A 19,044-nucleotide genomic window follows, 5' to 3' on the forward strand; every position below is an offset into this window, starting at 1 on the left:
CGATTGCCAACGGCTCGCCAGACGCTTTGCTAGCGCACTCCCAGGTCTGACGCCATTCGGTCGAGGAACCGTTTGAATGCGCGCTCGATATCCACGTCGGACCGTGAACGAAGCCATTGAATCTGCATCCCGTCCATCATCGATGCCAGCTCGAGACTGACCTGTTTCACATCGATGTCCCCTCGCACTTCGCCCGCCTGCACCAGCAGCTTCAACTGCGCCTGCAGATGGCTGTGCACGATATGAAATCGCTCGCAGAACCATCGATTCGCCGGATGGGTAACGGACAGGCTTTCGGTGTTGATGATCATCAGCGCCTGACTGACAGACGCGTCTTCGATGCTGAACCGCATGATGAACTGCAGGAACGCTACGAAGCCTTCCAGCGTTGCCACCTGTTCGGCGTCCTGCAACCGCGTCGAGATGTACTGATCCCGATGGTCGAGCACCGCTTGCAGCAAGGCCAGTTTGTTGGGGAAATGGTGAAGCAATCCGACCTGGGAAATACCCGCCACCTTGGCGATGTTCGACAGCGATGCGCCGGCAAAGCCATCGCGGGCAAAGATCACCAGCGCTGCCTGAATGATATCGACCTTACGCAGATCGCCTTTCGGAATGCGACGACGTTTGGCGGCTGGCGTTGAGACGGGATCGGGCAGGTTTTCAGACATGATGAATTCGTTTACTTCATTTTTGGGTCGGCAGAAGCATACAGGCACAGCACCGGGTGCGCATGTGCACGAGCGCGTCCGGCTTACGGCTCGCCATCCCAATAGTCCACATTCAGATCGACCCGTTGCCTGGCCACGAAAGCAGCGCCCTCACCGGACGCCATGGCCTGGTACTTGCCTGAGTCGGGGTACTCGCAGATCTCGGGCTTTTCACGGGTGCTGATGGACAGGTATTTCAGAGGCAACAACGACGTATTGATGATCTGGTGAGGGTATTGCGGCCCCGGTGGAATGAAGATCACATCGCCGCTCTTGATGGGCAGCATCCGGTCTGCAACCCGCAGGCTGCCTTCGCCTTCGATGACGATGAACATTTCCTCCTGCGCATGATGAAAATGATAAGGGCACGAGCGCTTGCCCGGCGCAACGATATCAATGGAGGCGCCCAACTTGCTGGCGGCCGTTCCCGTTGCCAGCGGTCCTGCCAGACTTTCATACAAAGGATCGCGGACCTGCTTTTCAAGCGAGATCTCATTGAAGTTGCGGATCAGGCGGGAAGCCAGTTCAAGCGAGGTGTCATGTGTCATCGCCGTACAGCCCGGAACAGTGAGGAAGCAGTGATCTTAGACCATTGATCGACACAGAGCCCGTCAACTTAACGCCGTCAAAATCTTAACTTTCACGCGTTAAACGTTATAAATTACAACCGAAATCAAAATAATATTGCTTTAAATATCAAACATTTAAATAAATTATTTCGCAATATTTCAAATAGTGCTCGCCTGCGCCTCAAGTTCATCAAGGCACGGTCGAAATTATGATATCTAAATGACATCATTCTAAGAAATTTGCACACTGCCGCTCTTCATACAAAACATCATTGGACTGCCAGGGAGGCAAGTTTCAGGACTGACACCATGCTCAATAAGCTCAGCATCTCGCAGAAGCTTTACTTCAGTTTTATCACTATTGTCGTACTCATCGCGGTTCTGGTGGCCAGCGCCTACAGGGGGTTCGAGCAGGTTGAAGACGCCACTAACAGCAATGTTCATACCTATAAGGTGCTCAGTGAAGCGCAACTGGCCCTGGAACAGCTGATCAATATCGAAACCGGCATGCGTGGCTTTGTCATCACGTCGAAAGACGCGTTTCTCGAGCCTCTCATTGCCGGCGAAAAACGCTTTGGCGAAGAGCTCGATGCGCTCAAGCAGCTGACAGCTGACAACCCGGAGCAACAGCGACGCCTCGCATCGCTGGGAGAAACCTACAAGCGCTGGCTTGAAGATGACGTCAACACCATCGTTGCCATGCGCAGGGACCTGACTGCACGCAACCTGCCTGATGATGAACTGGACAAACGCATCATCGCCGGTGCCGACAAAGCCAAGATGGACAGCATGCGTGTGACGCTGGCCGAGATCAGCGCCGCGGAAAACACGCTGTTGGTCGTCAGAAGCCAGAACATGATCGACGCCAAGCACTTCGCACTGATGATCCTGGTATGCGGTGGCATTGCGGCCGCGCTTCTTGCCGCCATTCTGGCGACGGCACTGGGTCGCAGCACCACCGCACGCCTGCAACTGGCAATTGACGCCGCTACAGCCGTTGCCGATGGCAGGCTGGACACGGTCATCGACACCAGCAGCCATGATGAACTGCCCAAAGCGTTCGACCGGATGCAGAAGCGCCTGCGCGAGATGATTCAACAGATCAGTGAGGCGGCAAATCAACTGGTGGTGTCTGTGCAGCAGATTTCCGGTGCGTCCGAGCAACTGTCCGGCGCCATCCAGGAACAGTCGACCTCGGCTTCAATGATGGCCGCCACCATCGAGGAACTGACCGTCAGCATTCATCACGTGTCCGAGAACGCCGACGAGGCCCACCAGATCGCCAGTCGCTCGGGCGAGCAATCCAAAGAAGGCGCGCAGGTCATCGAAAACACCCTGTCCAGCATGAACGGCATTGCCAGGACCGTGCAGCATTCGTCGACTCAGGTTTCAAGCCTGGGCCAGCATTCTGAGCATATTTCATCGATCATCAGCGTGATTCAAGGCATCGCCGACCAGACAAACCTGCTGGCGCTCAACGCTGCCATCGAAGCTGCGCGGGCGGGCGAACAGGGACGCGGGTTTGCCGTCGTGGCCGACGAGGTACGCCTCCTGGCGCAGAACACCGGTAAATCGACCAAAGAGATTGCCGGGATGATCGAGAAAATCCAGGCTGGCGTCAGAGAGACCGTCCAGAGCATGCACAGCGGAGTGCTGGAAGTGAACAGCGGCGTGGAAATGGCAGGCAATGCCGGCCAGGCGATTATCGAAATCCGCGACAGTTCCAGCAAGGTTTTGCATGTGGTGGACCAGATATCGTTTGCGTTGCGCGAGCAAACCGTTGCCAGCCAGGATGTCGCGCGTAGCGTAGAACGCTCTGCACAAATGGCCGAACAGAACAATATGTCCGTTCAGGAACTGCTCAAGACCAGCGGCGGGCTGAAAAACCTCGCGACCAGTCTGCAACAGGAAGTGGGCAGGTTCCGACTGTAAGACTGATCAGGCCCCGGCGTGCCGGGGCGCTTCAGTGGCTGACGATTCGTCCGGGAAACCGAATCGTCGGCCAGCCGCCTCCCACCCTCCAGCGTTTGCTCTGCGACAGCGCTACGTCGAAGAGGTGGCGGCCTCCCCACAAAATCTCCGCTCACTCAGTCAGCCAGGTTGTTTTGCCTGATCAGGGTATCCGGTGCCCTCAGCTGGATTTCTTGCCTGAATCCCTTGCAACACGACCACGCCCGGCCGACCTGACCGGCACGCTGGCACCATGTTCCTGCCACCAGATCATCAGCGCTTCCATGGTCGGCCCCAGCCCCCGCGCCTTTTCGGTAATCTCATATTCCACACGCGGCGGCACTTCGGCGAACACGGTGCGTGTCACCAGCCCGTCTGCCTCAAGCTCGCGAAGTTGCGCGGTCAGCATGTGCTGAGTGATGCCAGGAATGGCCTTGCGCAGCTCGCCAAAGCGATAGACACGCTGATTGATCAGCCACATGATTTCCAGCTTCCATTTGCCTGACAGCAATGAGAATGCGCGGCGCATTTCTTCGTGCATGTTCAAATGGGCGCTGGTATTGGTCTGGTTTCCCATACTAATCCACCTTATTTCATCCTACTTGTCAGTTTTCATATGAGTCTACATTCTCGCCGTCTGTCGAATACAAACAATAGCGAGAACCTTATGACTCTCTACCTTTACTGGACCAGCACCGCCCTATTGTCGCTGCTGTATTTCGCGTCGGCGTTCATGTACGTGACGAAACAAACCTATGTACGTGAAGCCCAGGCTGAACTGGGCTATTCAGCAACGGGACTTATCCCCTTCATGATCGCGGTAAAGGTGCTCGGCCCTGTGGTGATTCTGTCGCGCTTCAACGTGGCACTCAGCGACCTTGCCTACGCAGGCATCTTTTATCACCTGATCCTGTCCGCCATGGCGCACCTGAATGTCCATAAACCCAAAGGTGCCATTCCGGCCGCGATGGGCCTGGTGTTTCTGGCGATCTCCTTCATGACGCAAAATGACGCTCGCCAACTTGCATCGCCTTACGCATCCGCGTCGAGCTTCTTTCAGACAACGTTAAGCCAATGACCTGAACGCCCGACACGACCCACCAGTTGCGACGATTCGCCACACTCGGGCAATGCTTGAAAAGCGGGGGCGGTGATAGAGTTGCGCCCCATGAAAATAACCCGTGATGAAAGGTCGCTTATTGCATGGACGCTGTACGCCAGCGTCCTGCTGAGCCTTTTTTTCTGCGGCCTGCATCACGGACAAATGAGCGGTCTGGCGCTCAGCGGTCTGAACGGGGGTTACTGTTCGCTGGATGGGTCAGGCAGTGCGGGCCTGGACTCCAGTGAGTCGGATCAGAAGCAGCACGCCCTCCCCCAGCTCTCCTGCCCGGTGTGTTCCTCTTTCACGGTACTGACAGCCAGCCACGTTTCCGACTGGATGCTGAATCCGGCTCCGGCAAAAAGCATTTCACCGATCACCGTTCGCTCCTGGGCGCAGCCGCCTCCGCGCTACCTGTGGCCCGCCGTCAGCCCTCGCTCGCCTCCTCTCCCGTTCCTCGCTGTGTGACTTGACCCAACCTGAACCCTCGGGCGCGCTTGTGCGTGCACGTCGGGACAGCGTCACTTTTTTGCGTGGATTACGCCGCTCATGAAAACAACCCGTACCTCATACCCTGCATCACCCCTCTTGATGTCCTGCCTGTTTGCCCTCACGCCGCTCAGCGAGGCGATTGCCGAAACCCGCGACAGCGCGGACTCGGTCGTTACGCTCGGAGCTGTAGACGTCTCGGCAGGCCGGAACGGCCCGCTGGCCAGCCGCAATATCCTCAGCTCAGTCGATGTGCTGGGCGCCGACCTGCTGGAAAAACAGCCGGTGCACTACAGCTGGGAACTGTTCGGTCGGGTTCCGGGTGTCATGTTGACTCAGTTCAATCAGGGCACCACGTCCGGGAAGCTCTCGTTTCGCGGGTTCAATGGCGAAGGGGAAGTCAATGCGGTCAAGTTGTTGATCGATGGCATTCCGAGTAATACCAATGACGGGAACATGCCGTTCATCGACATGATCTTCCCGCTGGAAATCGACAGTATCGAAGTGGTGCGCGGCACCAATGACCCGCGATACGGCCTGCACAACATCGCAGGCAATGCCAGCATCAACACCCGCCAGGGCGGCAACGACGGCAAATTGCGATTGCGCTACGGCAGTTTCGACACCCGTGAGCTGCAGTTGATCAAAGGCGTCGAGCAAGGCAACTGGAGCCAGAACTACTCGTTCAGCTATCAGGGCAGCGAGGGTTACCGCAACCACGCCGACGCCGAACGTATGAGCTTTTCCGGCAAATGGTTCTACACCGCCGACGATGAAAGCTGGCGCGCAGGGCTCACTGCCCGCCACTACAAGGTGGATGCCGACGAGGCCGGTTACCTGAGCCGGCGCGACGCACGGGACCATGCTCGCCAGTCCTATGCCAACAACGCCACTGACACCGGCGAGCGTGAAATGAACCAGCTCGGCCTGCATCTGGACGCGACGCTCACTGAGACCCTGAGCCTGGCCGGCAAAGCCTATGTGAACACCTTCGAAGACCGGCGCTGGACCCAGTACTGGCGTACATCCTCGCAACAGGAACGCTACAGCGACGAGACACAATATGGCGCGCTGAGCAGCCTGACCTGGCGTCCGGAGGTCGAGCATCTGTATGCCTTCGCGCTGGAAGGTGGTGCAGAGGTGCAACGCCAGGAAAACCAGAGCCTCAGGTATAGAACCCTGCAACGTTCGCGGGTGGCGCAGACGCGCGATCAACAATTCGATCTCGATGTCTACGGTGCTTACGTACAGGCAGTGATCGAGCCGTTCAAATCATTGAAGATCATTCCGGCATACCGCATCGACAAGGTCTACGGTGACTACACCAACGAACTGACAGGCGAGCGAGCCGACGTCAACGACTACGGCCAGATTCGTCAGCCCAAACTCAGCGTGGTCTATTCACCCTGGGAGCAGGCGAGCCTGTACGCCAACTGGGGACGCAGCTATCAGATAGGAGTTGGCTCGGCAGCGTATCGCCTGGCGACGCAAGCCGATGACTTGAAGCCTTCGATCAACGATGGTTGGGAAACCGGGATCAAATTCCAGCCAGCCGACTGGATCAACGGACGCATCGCGTACTGGGAGCAGAAAGCCTCGGATGAAGTGCAGCGCAAGCTCAACGATGCCGTCGGCGATGCCGAAAACGTCGGGCAAACCCTGCGCAAGGGTTGGGATGTGCAGCTCAATGTCTACCCCACCGACGCCAGCAGCCTGTGGCTGTCCTATTCCAGGCAGTTCTCCGAAATACTCAAACCCAACCCCAATCTTCCGGCCAGCGAAGGCAAGGAGATGGATCACGTCCCTCACCATCTGTACACCGCAGGTTCGGCCTATCGGCTGACACCCAGACTCGAAGTCTCGACCTGGCTCAGCGGACAGAGTGATTACTACCTGGAACGAACCAACAGCACCGGCAAATACGGCAGTTATGTATTGCTCAACCTCGGGGCAACGTACCAACTGTCACCTCAGCTGAGCCTTGATGTTCAGGCGAAGAACATCACGAATAAATATTACGAATACGTATGGTACGACTCCAGCAGCGGCGTTGAGCAGTCGCTGCATGCGCCTGGCGATGGTCGTGCAATCTATGCGGGGTTGACGCTGGACTTCTAAAGGACCTGTCAGACGTTCAATAAAAAGCGCTCGTTGCCGCAGTGTGCAACGAGCGCTTCGAGAAACGTCCGTTCTGTCTCGAGCCCTGACATTGATCGACACTTCACAACCGGATCAGCGAGGGATATCGACTACGATCCTGCTCAAGCGGGACACCAATAGCAGGATCAACGCCTGAAAGTGCGGCGACGAAAAATGGTCATGCATGGAACCCGAATAGCGCTTGGGGAACATCGCGCGCGCTTCAAGGCACGGTTGTAATCAAACCGAATCGCACGTTTACCCTCAGGCTGTCATGAGTACAATGCGCGCCCCTGAACCTGAAATATGCTGACTCATGAAATTTCTGTTTTACGTATTGACGCTGTCATTCCTCGCTATCAACCCCGCTTTCGCAGAGCCGCCTTCAACGTTTTCCGAAGCCAAGGTGGTTGCCAAACAAAAGATCTATCTCGATCAGGCCAGCAGCGCTCAGGGCGATCTGTACTGCGGCTGCAAATGGACCTGGGTCGGAAAATCAGGTGGCCGTATCGATGCCGGTTCCTGCGGCCTGCAGGCCCGCAAACAGGAGAACCGCGCAGCGCGTACCGAATGGGAGCACATTGTTCCGGCCTGGACCTTCGGCCATCAGCGTCAGTGCTGGCAGAAAGGCGGGCGCGAATTTTGCGAAAACGATGACCCGGTGTTCAAGGCCATGGAGGCCGACCTGTTCAACCTTTACCCGGCAGTGGGCGAAGTGAACGGCGACCGCAACAATTACAATTACGGCATGGCCTCAGGCGTAGCGCCGCAGTATGGACAGTGCAAGACCAAGGTCGATTTCCAGCAGAACGTTGCCGAACCGCGTGACGAAGTGAAAGGCATGGTCGCACGTACCACTTTTTACATGTTCGATCGGTACAACCTGAACATGTCGCGTCAACAGCAACAGCTGTTGATGGCCTGGGACAAGCAATACCCGGTGACGGCGTGGGAAAAGGAACGTGACCGTCGCATCGCAACCGTCATGGGGCACGCCAACCCGTTCGTGAGCCGCGCCCGTACCTGGACCCAAGGCTACAAGCCAGTCGGCGACGGTGTGGTCAGCGCCATTGCGCAGAAAACCGCGCAGACCAAAACGCAGCCTGACGCGCAGAAGCCTGCGACCCGCGCGTCCTCGGCAGGCGTGATCATCGGCAACCTCAACAGTCACATCTATCACCTGCCTCAGGGCTGCCCGAGCTACGATAAAGTCTCGTCGAAAAATCGGATATCCTTCGACTCTGAATCCAAAGCCAGGGCGGCGGGCTATCGCAAAGCAGCAAACTGCACCTGAGTGCACACAACGCGAGCGCCAGTGCCGTTCCTTATAAGCCGTCGGTGAAAATCCCATGATCGAAGTCACAGAAGTCTCCATTGCCGAGCTGCGTGCGGCGCTTGAATCCGGCAAGACCACTGCGGTCGAGCTGGTTCAGGCGTACCTTGCACGCATCGACGCCTATGACGGACCGAACACTGCCACCGCACTGAACGCCCTCGTGGTACCGAACCCCGAGGCGCTTGCCGAAGCGCAAGCCTCTGACGCGCGTCGTGCGAAAGGCGAAACACTGGGACCGCTCGACGGCATTCCCTATACCGCCAAGGACAGCTATCTGGTGAAAAGTCTGACTGCCGCCTCGGGCAGCCCGGCTTTTGCCGATCTGGTCGCGCAGAAAGATGCCTTTACCATCAGCCGCCTGCGTGACGCCGGGGCCATCTGTCTGGGCAAAACCAACATGCCGCCGATGGCCAATGGCGGCATGCAGCGCGGCGTGTATGGACGCGCCGAAAGCCCTTACAACGCGAGCTATCTGACCGCGCCCTTCGCCTCCGGCTCGTCCAACGGCGCAGGCACGGCCACCGCCGCCAGCTTCGCAGCGTTCGGCATGGCCGAGGAAACCTGGTCCAGCGGACGCGGCCCGGCTTCCAATAACGGTCTGTGCGCCTATACCCCTTCGCGCGGTGTGATATCGGTGCGCGGCAACTGGCCGCTGACGCCGACCATGGACGTAGTCGTACCCTACGCCAGAACCATGGCAGACCTGCTGGAAGTGCTGGACGTGATCGTCGCCGAAGACCCCGAGACACGCGGCGATCTTTGGCGTCTGCAGCCTTGGGTGCCGATTCCGTCAGTAGCTTCCGTACGCCCTGCCGCCTACACCGAATTGAGTGCTGGCGCAGAAAGCCTGGCTGGCAAACGCTTCGGTGTGCCGCGCATGTACATCAATGCCGACCCTGACGCAGGCACCGCCGAAAAGCCCGGTATTGGCGGCCCCACCGGCCAGCGCATCGTCACCCGCCCTTCGGTGATCGATCTGTGGGAAGACGCACGTCAGGCTTTGGTTGCAGCAGGCGCCGAAGTGATCGACGTCGACTTCCCGCTGGTCTCCAACTGCGAAGGTGATCGTCCCGGCGCGCCAACGGTGTTCACCCGTGGACTGGTCTCGAAAGCGTTTCTGCACCACGAACTGTGGGACCTTTCCGCCTGGGCATTCGATGACTTCCTGCGCGCCAACGGCGATCCGGCGCTGAACCGCCTCGCCGATGTCGACGGGCCGAAAATCTTCCCGCATGATCCTGGCACCCTGCCCAATCGTGAAGACGATCTGGCGGCAGGCATGGACGAGTACGTGCGCATGGCCGAGCGCGGCATCACGCCCTGGAACGAAATCCCGACGCTGCCGGACGGCCTACGCGGGCTGGAACAGACGCGCCGCATCGACCTCGAAGACTGGATGGAAAAACTCGGGCTTGACGCTGTACTGTTCCCGACGGTGGCCGACGTCGGCCCCGCCGATGCGGACGTCAACATCGAATCCGCCGACATCGCCTGGAGCAACGGTGTCTGGGTGGCCAACGGCAACCTCGCCATCCGCCACCTGGGCGTCCCGACCGTTACGGTGCCAATGGGCCTGATGGCCGACATCGGCATGCCTGTCGGGCTGACGTTCGCCGGTCGTGCGTATGACGACTCCAACCTGCTGCGTTTTGCCTCGGCTTTTGAAGCCATGGGCAGCAAACGCGTGATTCCGCCCCGCACGCCACCGCTGGGTAACTGACGCCGTTATCAGGGATTTGTTCGCCCGCCACGAGTGCGGGCGAATGCCCATGAAACCCGTCTCATCAAGACCTCCCGCTGCACCTTCATCTCTTTGCTGATCCAATCCGGGTGCAACCCCTGCTCTTGCAGCAGGTCTGCTACTGACTGACTTTATGCACAGCTTCACTTTTGATCATTGAGCGCGGCACCTTGTCCCGGAAGCTCAACGTACAGCGCAACGACAGGATCGCTTTAACTGATTCCCATGGAGACTGCTGATGCTTCAGGCATTTGAAAAACGGCTTGACCCTTTCCCACCCGACGAGACACCACCACCGCCTGAAGGCCTGGTGAAATTCCTCTGGGCCTGCACGCGGGGCGCCCGGGGCTACATCCTCGCGCTGGCGTTACTGGGCGCCAGTGTGTCGATCTACGAAGCCTGGCTGTTTTCCTTCCTCGGGCAGGTCGTGGATCTGCTTTCGACCTGGCAGGCTGGCGGTGAGGTGAGCGGGCAGGAAAGTCGAGTGCTGTGGGGCATCGGCATCATTCTGGTGGTCAGCATCGGGCTGGTGGCGTTAAGAACCATGGTTCAGCATCAGGTACTGGCGATCAACCTGCCGCTGCGGCTGCGCTGGGACTTCCACCGATTGATGCTGCGACAAAGCCTTTCGTTTTTTTCCGACGAGTTCTCCGGCCGGGTCACGACCAAGGTGATGCAGACGGCACTGTCGGTCCGTGAGGTGCTGTTCACCCTTATCGAGATCGCGCCCGGCATCGGGGTGTATTTCATTGCGATCATCGCGCTGGCGGGCGGCTTCGACTTGAAACTGATGCTGCCTTTCCTTGCCTGGATTGCGTTGTTCGGGCTGGCCATGATGTATTTCGTGCCCCGTCTGGGAAAGGTCGGCCAGGAACAGGCCAACGCACGATCATCGATGACCGGACGTGTTTCGGACGCCTACACCAACATCACGACGGTGAAGCTGTTCTCCCATTCCAAACGTGAAGCGCACTTCGCGCGCGCGGCGATGGAGGATTTCAAACAGACCGGCTTTCGCCAGATGCGTCTGGTGAGCCAGTTCGAGATCGTCAATCAGGCGCTGGTAGTCGCCCTGATCATGGGTGCTGGCGGCTACGCCCTGTATCTCTGGCATCAGGCTGAAGTCGGCACGGGCGCAGTGGCGGCTATCACTGCCATGGCGCTACGCGTCAACGGCATGTCGCACTGGATCATGTGGCAAATGACGTCGCTGTTCGAAAACATCGGCACGGTGCAGGACGGCATGGAAACCCTGACCCGCGGTCCCAAGGTTCAGGATGCACCGGACGCAGGCGTGCTGGTTACCTCTGGCGGCGCGGTGACGTTCGACAAGGTGAGCTTCAACTACAACGGCGAGCGTCAGGTGCTCGATGGCCTGAATCTGAGTATTCGTCCGGGCGAGAAAATCGGTCTGGTGGGCCGTTCCGGTGCGGGGAAATCCACACTCATCAACCTGTTGCTGCGCTTCTACGACGTGGACAGTGGCGAAATCCGCATCGATGGGCAGAACATCGCGCACGTCACTCAGGACAGCCTGCGTAGCGCAATCGGGATGGTCACGCAGGATACGTCGCTGCTGCACCGCTCGATTCGCGACAACATCGCTTATGGCCGACCGGATGCGACCGACGAGGATATCCGCAGGGCGGCGATCAACGCTCAGGCCGACGGCTTCATTAAGCAGTTGACCGACAAGCAAGGCCACAGCGGCTATGACACGCTGGTGGGTGAGCGCGGTATCAAGCTGTCGGGCGGCCAGCGCCAACGCATCGCCATTGCGCGGGTCATGCTCAAGAACGCCCCGATTCTGCTCCTTGATGAAGCCACCAGCGCGCTGGATTCGGAAGTCGAAGTGGCCATTCAGGAAAGCCTTGATGAAATGATGCAGGGCAAAACCGTCATCGCCATCGCCCATCGTCTGTCCACCATTGCGGCAATGGACCGGCTCATCGTGATGGATGACGGACGCATCATCGAGCAAGGCACTCACAGCGAACTGCTCGAAAGGAATGGCACCTACGCGCGGTTGTGGCAGCACCAGAGCGGCGGTTTTCTGGGAGAAGATCAGGGTGTGGCCGAGGTGATGGAATAGGCTGAAAATCCGTTCGCCCGCCGCAACGGCGGGCGAACGCTTTCTGAGGGTCAGCCCAGTTTCACATTCATCGTGATGCGTGCGGTAAACACCTTCACACCGTTCTCGTCGAAGATATCGACCGGCACCACCTTGTCACCCGACGACGCCCAGTCAATCTCGTTGCCGTCTGCAATCGCATGAATCGATGTCTTGGCCTTGGCCAGATACTCAACCGTCATGCCTTTCGGAATCCAGCGAGCGCCTGCCGGTATCGACACCTCGGTCATCATTCCCCCCGCCAACTCGGCCGCGTTGCACAGCGCAATGGCATGAACCGATGCCAGGTGGTTGGTGATCTCCTTGCGAAACGGCACATTGACCTCGGCACGGCCCGGTGCCAGAACCGAAATTTCAGGCGTAATGGTGCTGAAATACGGCGCCATCTGGCAGGCCATATTGCTGAACGCTGACGCGCCGACGCTTTGGTACATGCTGAGAGTCTGACTCATGGGAGGCCCCTGGTTTTTATCGTGACTGGATTTACAGAATATTATTCTGTTACGGAACACTATTCTGTAATCTCAATGCCTGTCAATCACTCGTGCCAGACCGCCACATCCTTTACCATCCCCTCTTTTGCCTGGACCGAAGAATGGAACCTGCCGACCTCCTTGACCGCTGCTACCCCGGCCGTCGCTCCGAGTCCAAAAAACACATCCTCCGCTGCGCCCTAGCCCTGTTCAACGAACACGGCGTGGAAGCCACCACCATCGACACCATCCGCGCCGCAAGCGAAATGAGCGTTGGAGCCATCTATCACCACTTCGAAAACAAGGAAGGCCTCGTCGCCGCGCTCTACATGGCCGCCCTCGAAGACCAGGCCAAGCTTCGCGACCACTGTCTCAGCGACGTCAGCACCACCAGAGAATGGGTTTACGCCATGGTCAACAGCTACGTGGACTGGGTCGTCAGCCAACCGGACTGGGCGCGCTTCCAGTATCAGGCGCGTTTTGCCGTGGCCAAAAGCGGCTTTGGTGAACAGCTTGAAGAAGCGAACCGGGCGAGGAATGCGAAATTGAAAGAATGGTTTACCGAGCCGGGGCGTCGGGAGGCATTGCTTGATCTGCCGTTTGAATTGATGCCGTCGCTGGTGATAGGTGCCGCGGAAAGTTACTGCAGGGCCTGGCTTTCCGGGCGGGTGAAGCGCGGGCCGGAAGTTTACAGGGAGGCGTTGGCGGAGGCGGCGTGGCGGGGGGTGAGTGCAATTTGGTAACCAAATTTAGAATACAACGTTCAAACCAGCCCCTCATTTCGAGCCTCTTCCCACGGAGCACACGGCGACCACGCCTCCACCAGCCTGTCGATAAACAACCGGATCTTGGGTGAAAGGTGTCGCTTGCTGGGGTAGATGATACGGATGGGCTCTGCGGCCTCGGCGTAGTGTGCGAGCACTCGAACGAGCTTGCCGCTGCGCAGATCCTGGCTTACCACGTACGACGGCAGCGTCGTGATGCCCAAACCTGCCAACGCAGACTGGTGCAGCGCTTCAGCGCTGTCCATCTGTAGCCGTCCGCCCTGCGTGAAGGCGACCGTCTGACCGTCTACCCGGAAATGCCACGGCAACAATCTGCCCCCGCTGACGAAATGCAGGCACTCGTGCGCAGACAGCCCTTCGGGCGTCCGAGGTTCTGGATGTTCGGCGAGATAGCGCGGTGAAGCGCAGGTGATCATCTGTTGATACGCCACTGTGCGCGTCAGCAGCCGGGAATCTTCTTTGGGCGGACCGATCCGCATTGCCAGATCAAACCCTTCGTCGATGAGGTCTACCAGCCGGTCGGAAAACGTCGCGTCGACGCTTAGCGAAGGCCAGTCCTTCAGACAGCGCTCAATGTGAGGGAGAACGTGGAGCCTGCCCAGCGCAACCGGAAGGCTCATGCGCAATCGGCCACTGGGTGTCGAACGACGAAACGCCAGTGCGTCCTCGACATCGTCCAGATCCTGAAGGATGCCCACACACCGCTCGTAAAGAACCTGACCGTCGTCCGTCAGGCTCAGGCTGCGGGTTGTCCGGTTGAGCAGACGCACCTGCAATCGAGCTTCCAGCCTGACAATCGATTTGCCGACAGCCGAACGCGTAAGCCCCAGTTGCCTGGCCGCAGCGGTAAAGCTCCCGGCATTTACCGAGCTCACGAAAGCGGCGATGTCGTTCAGGTTGTGAATTTCCATTCGGTATCCAGCGCTCGGGCTAGGGCTCTGCAGCACCCTGTATAGGGAACCCTATTCCCCAATGACACGAATAATATCTCAATTAGCTAATTCGCTACCCACTCCAATCGAGATATCTATGAATACGAAAGTCGAAGCCGCCGTACAAACCTGGGCCAACAGCCTGAGCGATCTGGTACCCGTCTTGAAGGGACTGGATACCACCACAAAAATGAGCGACATCCGCGACGCCTACGCAACAATGCTCGCGCAGAATCCAGCGCCTGCCGGCGTCAGGTTCGAAGCGGTCGACATGGGCGGCGTGCCGGGCACACTGGTCACGCCGGACGAGATCAAAACCGACGCAGTAGTGATGTACATCCACGGCGGCGCCTACATTGTCGGGCGTCCGGACGGCTACCACGGCATCGGCGGCAACTACGCAAAAATGCTCGGCGCTCGCGTTTACATGCCGGACTACCGCCTTGCACCGGAACACACATTCCCGGCATCCATCGACGACACACTGCGCGCCTACGAGTGGCTGCTTGAGCAGAAAATCCCGGCCAACAGGATCGCCTTTTCAGGCGAGTCGGCAGGCGGAGCGATGGTGGTGAGCGTGATGGTGGCGGCCAAATCCAAAGGGCTGCCGTTACCGGCGGTGGGCTCTTCAATCTCGCCGTGGGCAAACCTCGAACACACCGGCGCTTCCATGAGCAATCGAGAAGGTCTGGACCCGTTGAACGCCAAGTCGGTGCTGGACATACTGGCCAGAACGTTTTTGGGCGACACGCTTGCCAACCACCCGCTGGCCTCGCCGGTTTTCGCCGATGTCACTGGGCTTCCACCCATTCTGGTGCAGATCGGCGAGAACGAATTGATGCTGAGTGACGCGATGCGCCTTGCCACTCACCTGGCGGACAACCGCGTTCGTGTGAACCTGGAAGTGTGGCCTGCGATGTTCCATGCCTGGCATTTCTACGCCGCCATCTTGCCCGAAGGTCAGCAGGCAATGGAGAGCTCTGTACGCTTTATCGAGACGGGCCTGGCTGAAGCCAGCCGCTGAGTCGCGTCAGACTGCGGCGGCTTGTCGGTTGCCGCAGCCTTCACACTGTCCGAACGGCTATTCAATCCACCTGGCCGTTAATGGTTTCTGGCTTGATAAAGTTCATCACCTCATTGATAACCGAAGGATGATCAAGCAAGCGATTGTGCCCCAACCCTTCAGTCGTGAAGAGCCGCGCGCCCGGCCAAAGCTTTGCAAACCGGGCCCCCTTCTCCCATGGCGTCTCGCGGTCATTTCGATCATGGATGATCAGCGCAGGGCCTTTCATCAAGGGCAAACGCAAAGCGCCTTCATACTCAGCGAACCGGCGACCCGTCACCGAGTACAGGTACGCTTCAAACGAAGTGAATGCCTTGGGCGAGATTCCTGCGGTCTCAAACTGCCGAGTGGCATTCTCTGAAATCGCCACGAATGGCGCGATGAGCACAAAGCGCTCTGGGCACCATTCCTCATCCTGAGCAAAAACCACGGCAGAGGCGCCCATGGAATGTCCGATGAAGACTGCCGGTTTTCCGAAATGGCGTCCCACCTGCTGAATCATCTCGACGAACAACGGCAAATGATTGGTTTTTCCGCTGCTTGCTCCATGAGCAGGTTGATCGAAGCCGACCACTGCATAACCCATTGATCGCAGCATCGGAATCCATTCGGCGAAACGCAACGCGTAACTTGACCAGCCATGCGCGAGCAGCACATAAGGCTCACGTGAAGGATCACCCCATTGGTAGGTCGTTATATTGATACCGGCCAACGTCAGGGTCTCGGTACGCACGCCCGATGACGCATTCAGGGCTGATGCGGCCTTCGAACGTTCAGCAGCCTGCGGCGTGATGAATCGCCGGGCGAGGTATTTTCCGGTAGGGCCTGGTAACACCTGACTGGCTAGCCTCAAGAGAAACAGCTGGGTCAACATACGGATTTTTCTGCTGAGCTTTTTCACGGCAACTCCTCGTGCAGATCAGGTGATCTGACGGGATTAAAACAGCGCATCTTGTCAGTGACAAGATAACCAGAGGAGAATGCCGGATAACTTTTATTTTAATAACCGGGGAAATGCCCTATGCCGAAATCAGAAACGACCCGCGCCTACCATCATGGAAACCTGGCTGCTGTCATACGTCAGGCGGCGTGGGACATCGTTGGAGAATCGGGAGTGCGGGGGCTTTCGCTGCGTGAATGCGCACGACGAGCCAATGTTTCCCACTCGGCACCCGCCCATCATTTTGGCTCGATGGATAATCTGCTTTCCGAAGTGGCTGCCGACGGCTATGAGCGCCTGATAGAAATCATCAGCGCCGTTCAGAGCGAAATAAAAGACCCTATGATGGGCGCCGGGCTTGGGTACGTGAAGTTTGCGACCACCTACCCGCATCACTTCCGACTGATGTTGGGCGGCGATGGCGCCACCCGCTCATTGCCCAGACTTCTGAAATCCGGCGAAGCCGCACTTCAACAGCTTCGACAGTCGATTCGCACGGCATGGATCACGCTGAATGGTGCGGAGCCTGATCCGGCACTGCTCGAACAACGTACCCTGCTTGCCTGGAGCACGGCTCATGGCTACGCCTCGTTGGCGATAGACAGAAAACCGGAAGAGATGTCCAACATTCCGCCTGAAGTCGTATTCAAGCCGATGACCTCAATATTGCTGGCACCGTGATTGATGGGTGCATAGAAACGAATGGCTATGGATTGCAACACAGCAACAGCCCGCGACCTGACGCTTGCGGGTCCTGACGGAACCGAGTTGCCTGAATCTGTTCTGAAGCTGAGAACGCCACCTAAGCCGCTACGGGACACTCATCGATGTACGAGAACATAAAGTGGCCTCTGACGCTCTACTTTGACGGTGAATGCCCACTCTGCGCGCGCGAAGTCAAAATCCTGCGTGCGCGTGCTGCACCTGATCGCCTTCATTTCGTCGATATCAGTGATGAAGCCTTTGATCCCCAGGCCACGGGATACACACTCGAACAAATGGAATCAGCCCTCCACGCCAGGTTTGACGACGGGACGTGGGTGACAGGCCTGGACGCAACGCTCTGGAGCTGGCGAGCAGCGGGCCTCGGCGTCTGGGCTGCACCGTTGTCGTGGCGTTTATTCAGGCCGCTGTTCAACGTGGCCTATCGGCTCTTCTGCCGCTGGCGCCCGCATCTGGCATGGCTGCCTCATCCTGATGGCAGCGCCCGCTGCCGGAACAACAGCTGCGCCCTTCCCGAAACAGACAGTGTTTCACTTGATCAGCGACCACCTGATAAAAACTAGTGCCTTGCTAACTGTCATCGGTCAAGTTCAGCACTAACCCTTCACGCATTGTAATTGTCTCTTTCAGGTTGACAGAAAAACCTTTTTCGAATGCTTTTTCAACGTTCAGATGGACATTAATCTAGCCACACGTTGAAAAGACAGCCACTCACCACCTCGAAAAAGGATTCCACCATGACCAACGCCTGGGACAACGAAGACTTCGTCAAGGCGATCAAGGCCACTGGCCGCAAGCAACTGATCATTGCCGGTGTGGTGACGGACGTTTGCGTGGCGTTCCCGACATTGTCGACGCTGGCTGAAGGCTTTGATGTGTTCGTGGTGGACTGACTCTTCCGGCACGTTCAACACGGCTGTGCAGCAGGCCGCCTGGAACCGCATGACCCAGGCCGGCGCGCAGATGATGAACTGGTTCTCGGTGGCGTGTGAGTTGCAGCGTGACTGGCGCAACGATATCGAAGGTTTGGGCTATCTGTTGTCGCAGCGTATTCCGAGCTATCGGAACTTGATGAACAGTTATGCTGCGTTGGCTGCACGCTGATCCAGCAAACCGCTGGCTCTCGTCGAAAGAGAACAGCGGTAGCAGCGTTGTGGCTTGACGACCCTCCCAAAAGCGCACTTCTACGAAGTAGTGAGGCTGCAGCAAACAACATAGCTGATTTCGCTACTGCAGCCGCCATGCGCTCATGACATTTTGAGCCGTTGCAGACGATAGCGGAAAGGCCTGAATAATATGGTGTCCCAGGCGGGGTTCGAACCTGCAACCTTCCCCTTAGGAGGGGGATGCTCTATCCAATTGAGCTACTGAGACACTGGTGCCAGCACACCGATTGGTGCCAGCGAGGACGGCGAGCATCTTAACGATCTGAAGCGGTTTTGTCATGTCGTCATTGCCCGCCAGCGGCGTAGTCACGATCCGCAGGACATGCCCTACTCAGGCCGGTCATGCATTTTGCACTACCCCAAAAAGCCATCATTGCAAAACGCAAGAGAAGGGCATTTTCATCGACACTCAAGCCATTGTTTCTAAAGGATTTTTTTCTTAATTTCAGTTGGCATGCAGACTGCATTATCAGTATCAGCGAACCACCCCTCCCTTATGATGTCCGGGCACAGGTACTGAACAATGAACATGACTCTCTCAGCGTTGAATGCAGCAGCTCTGGTAGCCCTCATTGCTTTTCATTTTCAGGACACGGGCATCAAGAACGATCAGATGAGCGTGCAGCAGTCCCCTATTCATCATCAACTGAGCCGGGCACCTCAGCTGGCCGTGATGACTGACAGAAGCGCCAATACAGCTATGCTGACCAATGACGCTCAGGAAAACCTGCAGGCTCCGCGCACTGAACAGCGCTGGATTTTCTGAAACCGTCACACATAGCCCACCTTCCCGAGAGA

At 57.8% G+C, this 19,044-nt stretch carries 18 protein-coding genes, 1 tRNA gene and 1 pseudogene; 13 read left to right on the plus strand and 7 right to left on the minus strand.

The genetic code is table 11. The annotated features are described in order from the left end of the window. Window positions 1-29: 29 nt before the first annotated feature. A complete protein-coding gene (locus tag KDX39_RS19185; protein WP_231661452.1) occupies window positions 30-671 on the minus strand; it encodes a TetR/AcrR family transcriptional regulator in 642 nt (213 codons plus the stop codon). Window positions 672-754: 83 nt separating this feature from the next. Then, window positions 755-1,258, minus strand: coding sequence for a cupin domain-containing protein (locus tag KDX39_RS19190; RefSeq protein ID WP_231661453.1), 504 nt, complete (start codon window positions 1,256-1,258; stop codon window positions 755-757). A 330-nt stretch (window positions 1,259-1,588) separates the two neighbouring features. Between KDX39_RS19190 and KDX39_RS19195 the strand changes: the two genes are divergently transcribed. Continuing rightward, the gene (locus KDX39_RS19195; RefSeq protein WP_231661454.1) at window positions 1,589-3,211 is read left to right on the plus strand and encodes a methyl-accepting chemotaxis protein; all 1,623 of its coding nucleotides are present in this window, start codon (window positions 1,589-1,591) and stop codon (window positions 3,209-3,211) included. Between the two features lie 199 nt (window positions 3,212-3,410). Here the strand turns inward: KDX39_RS19195 and KDX39_RS19200 are convergent, their stop codons facing one another. After that, window positions 3,411-3,758 (minus strand): winged helix-turn-helix transcriptional regulator, encoded by a 348-nt coding sequence (locus KDX39_RS19200; RefSeq protein ID WP_442964563.1) that lies wholly within the window; start codon window positions 3,756-3,758, stop codon window positions 3,411-3,413. A gap of 138 nt (window positions 3,759-3,896) precedes the next feature. Here KDX39_RS19200 and KDX39_RS19205 point away from each other — a divergent pair, with 138 nt between their 5' ends. The 6 genes from KDX39_RS19205 to KDX39_RS19230 all read left to right on the plus strand — a co-directional run bounded on the left by KDX39_RS19205 (window position 3,897) and on the right by KDX39_RS19230 (window position 12,125). Beyond that, window positions 3,897-4,307, plus strand: coding sequence for a DoxX family protein (locus KDX39_RS19205; RefSeq protein ID WP_231661456.1), 411 nt, complete (start codon window positions 3,897-3,899; stop codon window positions 4,305-4,307). A gap of 90 nt (window positions 4,308-4,397) precedes the next feature. After that, a complete protein-coding gene (locus KDX39_RS19210) occupies window positions 4,398-4,796 on the plus strand; it encodes a DUF2946 family protein (protein ID WP_231661457.1) in 399 nt (132 codons plus the stop codon). A gap of 81 nt (window positions 4,797-4,877) precedes the next feature. Further along, window positions 4,878-6,935: a TonB-dependent receptor gene (locus KDX39_RS19215; protein WP_231661458.1), complete on the plus strand. Its 2,058-nt coding sequence runs from the start codon at window positions 4,878-4,880 to the stop codon at window positions 6,933-6,935. Window positions 6,936-7,272: 337 nt separating this feature from the next. Next, entirely contained in the window at window positions 7,273-8,250 is a 978-nt protein-coding gene (locus KDX39_RS19220) for an endonuclease (RefSeq protein WP_210042983.1), read from the plus strand. Window positions 8,251-8,305: 55 nt separating this feature from the next. Beyond that, window positions 8,306-10,012 (plus strand): amidase, encoded by a 1,707-nt coding sequence (locus KDX39_RS19225; protein WP_231661459.1) that lies wholly within the window; start codon window positions 8,306-8,308, stop codon window positions 10,010-10,012. Between the two features lie 259 nt (window positions 10,013-10,271). After that, window positions 10,272-12,125, plus strand: coding sequence for an ABC transporter ATP-binding protein (locus tag KDX39_RS19230; protein ID WP_231661460.1), 1,854 nt, complete (start codon window positions 10,272-10,274; stop codon window positions 12,123-12,125). A 50-nt stretch (window positions 12,126-12,175) separates the two neighbouring features. Here the strand turns inward: KDX39_RS19230 and KDX39_RS19235 are convergent, their stop codons facing one another. Then, the gene (locus KDX39_RS19235; RefSeq protein ID WP_099229135.1) at window positions 12,176-12,616 is read right to left on the minus strand and encodes a hotdog fold domain-containing protein; all 441 of its coding nucleotides are present in this window, start codon (window positions 12,614-12,616) and stop codon (window positions 12,176-12,178) included. Window positions 12,617-12,759: 143 nt separating this feature from the next. On the opposite strand from KDX39_RS19235, the gene KDX39_RS19240 reads away from it, so the two are divergent. Continuing rightward, complete coding sequence (locus KDX39_RS19240; protein WP_231661461.1) at window positions 12,760-13,380, plus strand: TetR/AcrR family transcriptional regulator; 621 nt, start codon at window positions 12,760-12,762, stop codon at window positions 13,378-13,380. A gap of 20 nt (window positions 13,381-13,400) precedes the next feature. Here the strand turns inward: KDX39_RS19240 and KDX39_RS19245 are convergent, their stop codons facing one another. Then, entirely contained in the window at window positions 13,401-14,333 is a 933-nt protein-coding gene (locus KDX39_RS19245; RefSeq protein WP_231661462.1) for a LysR family transcriptional regulator, read from the minus strand. 118 nt (window positions 14,334-14,451) lie between these two features. Between KDX39_RS19245 and KDX39_RS19250 the strand changes: the two genes are divergently transcribed. Further along, window positions 14,452-15,378 carry an alpha/beta hydrolase gene (locus KDX39_RS19250; RefSeq protein WP_231661463.1) on the plus strand — a complete coding sequence of 309 codons (927 nt, stop codon included), beginning with the start codon at window positions 14,452-14,454 and terminating at the stop codon, window positions 15,376-15,378. Between the two features lie 61 nt (window positions 15,379-15,439). On the opposite strand, the gene KDX39_RS19255 is transcribed toward KDX39_RS19250, so the two are convergent. Next, on the minus strand, window positions 15,440-16,318 hold the full coding sequence (locus KDX39_RS19255) for an alpha/beta hydrolase (RefSeq protein WP_414813209.1): 879 nt from the start codon (window positions 16,316-16,318) through the stop codon (window positions 15,440-15,442). A gap of 120 nt (window positions 16,319-16,438) precedes the next feature. On the opposite strand from KDX39_RS19255, the gene KDX39_RS19260 reads away from it, so the two are divergent. The 3 genes and pseudogenes from KDX39_RS19260 to KDX39_RS19270 all read left to right on the plus strand — a co-directional run. After that, window positions 16,439-17,038: a TetR/AcrR family transcriptional regulator gene (locus KDX39_RS19260; RefSeq protein ID WP_231661464.1), complete on the plus strand. Its 600-nt coding sequence runs from the start codon at window positions 16,439-16,441 to the stop codon at window positions 17,036-17,038. Window positions 17,039-17,184: 146 nt separating this feature from the next. Beyond that, the gene (locus tag KDX39_RS19265) at window positions 17,185-17,643 is read left to right on the plus strand and encodes a thiol-disulfide oxidoreductase DCC family protein (protein ID WP_231661465.1); all 459 of its coding nucleotides are present in this window, start codon (window positions 17,185-17,187) and stop codon (window positions 17,641-17,643) included. Between the two features lie 180 nt (window positions 17,644-17,823). Continuing rightward, window positions 17,824-18,184 (plus strand): annotated as a pseudogene (locus KDX39_RS19270) (isochorismatase family protein); the annotation flags it as partial. Between the two features lie 193 nt (window positions 18,185-18,377). On the opposite strand, the gene KDX39_RS19275 reads toward KDX39_RS19270, so the two are convergent. Next, window positions 18,378-18,454, minus strand: a tRNA-Arg gene (locus KDX39_RS19275). 315 nt (window positions 18,455-18,769) lie between these two features. On the opposite strand from KDX39_RS19275, the gene KDX39_RS19280 reads away from it, so the two are divergent. Beyond that, the gene (locus KDX39_RS19280) at window positions 18,770-19,012 is read left to right on the plus strand and encodes a hypothetical protein (protein ID WP_231661466.1); all 243 of its coding nucleotides are present in this window, start codon (window positions 18,770-18,772) and stop codon (window positions 19,010-19,012) included. The last annotated feature ends 32 nt before the right edge of the window (window positions 19,013-19,044 follow it).

Origin of the sequence: Pseudomonas sp. CDFA 610, from assembly GCF_021147865.1 — a bacterium.
Classification (GTDB): domain Bacteria; phylum Pseudomonadota; class Gammaproteobacteria; order Pseudomonadales; family Pseudomonadaceae; genus Aquipseudomonas; species Aquipseudomonas alliivorans.